The 3,133-nt window shown below is 45.1% G+C and carries 3 protein-coding genes; all 3 read left to right on the plus strand.

Annotated elements, in window-relative coordinates:
• Positions 1 to 101 precede the first annotated feature (101 nt).
• Positions 102 to 1,598, plus strand: a complete 1,497-nt coding sequence (locus tag VN429_RS00670; protein WP_325628691.1) for an MFS transporter — start codon at positions 102 to 104, stop codon at positions 1,596 to 1,598.
• A gap of 116 nt (positions 1,599 to 1,714) precedes the next feature.
• Positions 1,715 to 2,533, plus strand: a complete 819-nt coding sequence (locus VN429_RS00675) for an alpha/beta fold hydrolase (RefSeq protein ID WP_325628693.1) — start codon at positions 1,715 to 1,717, stop codon at positions 2,531 to 2,533.
• Positions 2,534 to 2,721: 188 nt separating this feature from the next.
• Positions 2,722 to 3,133: hypothetical protein (locus VN429_RS00680; protein WP_325628695.1), on the plus strand; the 412-nt coding region annotated here is incomplete at its 3' end.

Here is a 3,133-nt window from a genome sequence, read left to right on the forward strand (position 1 = left end):
CCAATGACGATACCTAATATTACCCTACATTCATTACCCTATCATTCCCGAGGGACTGAACACTTCACCACTCTCATATTCATGAATAACAAATGGGTAGTATGTATCCACGGGGGGAACCTCCTCATCACATCAGGTTCACACTTCTCATAATTTCAATATCTCTGGCAAATTTTATCGCTGCATTCGATGCAACCATCGTGAGTGTTGCAAACCCGACGATATCACATCTATTCAATATCCTTCCAGGAACTGCAAGTTCTATCCTGACAGTCTATGTTCTGGTGATGGCCGGTCTGGTTCTGATATTTGGAGGCATTTCTGATATCATCGGGTACAAAAGACTATTCTTATCAGGATTTGGTATCTTTACACTTGGATCTTTTTTCTGTGGTTTTCTCCCTGTCTTCTTCAATTCATTTGAGGCGTTAGTTGCCTCCCGGGTGATTCAGGGAATCGGTGCTTCGATGATAACAGCAATCGGTCCTGCAATGGTAGCAGCCTTCCTTCCGATGGAGATGAGAGGAAAGGCAATGGGTACGATATTCACATTTGCTGGTCTTGGAATGGCTCTTGGACCAACCGTTGGGGGAATATTAATCCAGTATCTCTCCTGGAGCTGGATCTTTTACATCAATATCCCCATCGGCATTGGTGCCATTCTCCTTGGACTGGTAGTAATTCCTGATCTGGCCGGGGTTGAGTGGAGGCCCGGTTTTGACTGGATTGGTGCAGTGTTATTCTTTCTCGGACTAGCCTTCCTGCTTTTTACCGTTTCATCAGGACAGACAGTTGGATGGACGAATCCGGTGATCATCGGGGCGATGCTTCTTGCCATCTGCTCTCTCTGCTTGTTTGGGATATGTGAACTCAGAAGCCATAAACCGCTTCTTGAACTTCGTCTGTTTAAGCAGGCGAATTTCTTCCTGATAAATGCGTTAACAATCCTGATGTTCATCGACTTCAACGGTCTTGTATACCTGATTCCTTTCTACCTGCAACTTGTAATGGGTCTCTCTCCCTATGTGACTGGCCTGATATTTACTGCATTTCCCATCGCGTTGATGGCTGGAGGTATTTGTTCAGGGAATTTGTTTAACAAAATAGGTGGGCGAAACATCAATATCATAGCATGTATCCCTCTTATTCTCGGATACTTCCTAGTCTATTATATCAGGGTATTCATGAATTCCTGGTATATGGTCGCCTGTCTGCTCCTGATTGGTATCGGGTCTGGTCTGATCTGGACTTCAGCATCGAATATGGTCATCCATTCGGTATCGAAGAAGTATCAGGGAATGATATCAAGTTTTATCAGTCTTTCACGGTTCATTCCTCTGATCATCGGAATACCAATCTTTAATATCATCTTTATGCTGGGTATTCCTGACCTGCCCCTTTCCAGCGGTATCAATATGGAAAAACTCGCCTCTATTGATGTTGTAAATCTTGCTGCCGGATTCCACTGGGCATTTGCATTTGCGTTTCTCGTGAGCATTCTCATCCTGATTGTCGCGTTCTTTGCGTACCCACAGGTGCATCCCGATTATCTCCCTGATTCGCAACCAGAGTCAGAACCTGAAAAAACAGGAGAATGAAGTGCTTCCTCTGAATCAGTACCAACCAGAACGGTGTGAATTACAACCGGAGTGAACTCAATGATATACTGGAGACACGGGCTCTGTCATGACGAAAAGATAATACCCCTTTATCCATGACTGACCTTCTGACTGACCACCCTGTTCATCACCTTCAGACCGGACCGGTCATGACCGCTTATCGGTCCATCGGATCCGGAGAACCCCTCCTTATGATTACGGCAATGGGTGGGACGATGTCTGGATGGGATCGAAGGCTGATTTCGCGGCTAACATTGGAGTATCGGGTGATCATCTATGATATCCGGGGGACTGGGTATTCATCAGGTGAGAATGCTGAAGTATCGATTCAGGCTATGGCAACCGACGCCTCTCTCCTTTTGAAAGGGCTCGGTATCTCTCCGTGCCATATCTTCGGGTATTCCCTTGGTTCAATGATAGGATTGCAGCTTGCTGTCTCTCATCCGGATTTGGTATGTTCACTCGTGCTCTGTTGTGCATCCCGGTCCGGTATCAGTGTGTACAATCGGATCACCTCATGGTTCAGCCCCGAAAATCCTGGAATCATTCCCTATCATGCACGGTTTCCTCCGGAATTTCTGAACGAGCATCCTGACCTGTCAGATGTATTCCCTCCTCCTTCTCATCCTGTAAATATCCCGGCAATCCTCCGGCAACTGGATGCGATAGGTGCCTGGGAGTTCTCTGATAAAGCCCTTGCAGGCATCAGAAAACCCGTGCTTCTCCTGACCGGAGAAGAAGATTGTATCACCCCGGTTGAAGATGCAGAAACGATTGCCTCTCATCTGAACGATGTCATATCGATCAGAGTGCCTGGAGGTGGGCATGGAATGATGTACCAGGTTCCTGATCGTATCGCTGCACTAATGCTGGATTTCCTGTCTCAAAAAGAGAACAGGTATCTCGCAAGGTAAGTGAAGGATATCTGGGTAAATTCTGTGTAAGGGAGGTATTTCTATTCCCATTCTGCTTTTCTATGAAAACCAACTTTTGATACAAAATCTCTGGATGTTGAAGGCCAGTTTACTATTTTAGAATGTCAATTCTAAAAATGAGTTTCAGCCAACGACTCTATTTATATAGGTACGATACAGTATCACTCATGAAGGTTGCAGGTGCTATCCTCATTATCGTACTGGTCATCGTTGGGTGTCTGGTTTTTACAGTTGCTGCAGAGACAAATGTAACCACAACTGTCTCTACTCCTGATTTAGTCGGGATCTGGAATGGTACTGCAGTCGGGCACACAAAGGTCGATGGTTTTGCTGAATTTGACTCAGTCACCTATAACATCACAGAACAGAAAGGACAGGCGCTTACTGGTGTCAAAGAGTACCTGAAGAAGGATGGGAAGTTATATAATGAGTCATTTTCAGGAATTGTAGATGATGATGGAACGATTTACCTGGTTGATTCCGTTGCTGGAGTAATAATTGGGAGAATGAATAAGGATAATGAGTTAAAACTGAAATATTTCGAGGATGGGCCTGATACAAAAGCACTCATAATTACAC

Origin of the sequence: Methanospirillum sp., assembly GCF_035560735.1 — an archaeon.
In the GTDB taxonomy this organism is placed as follows: Archaea; Halobacteriota; Methanomicrobia; order Methanomicrobiales; family Methanospirillaceae; genus Methanospirillum.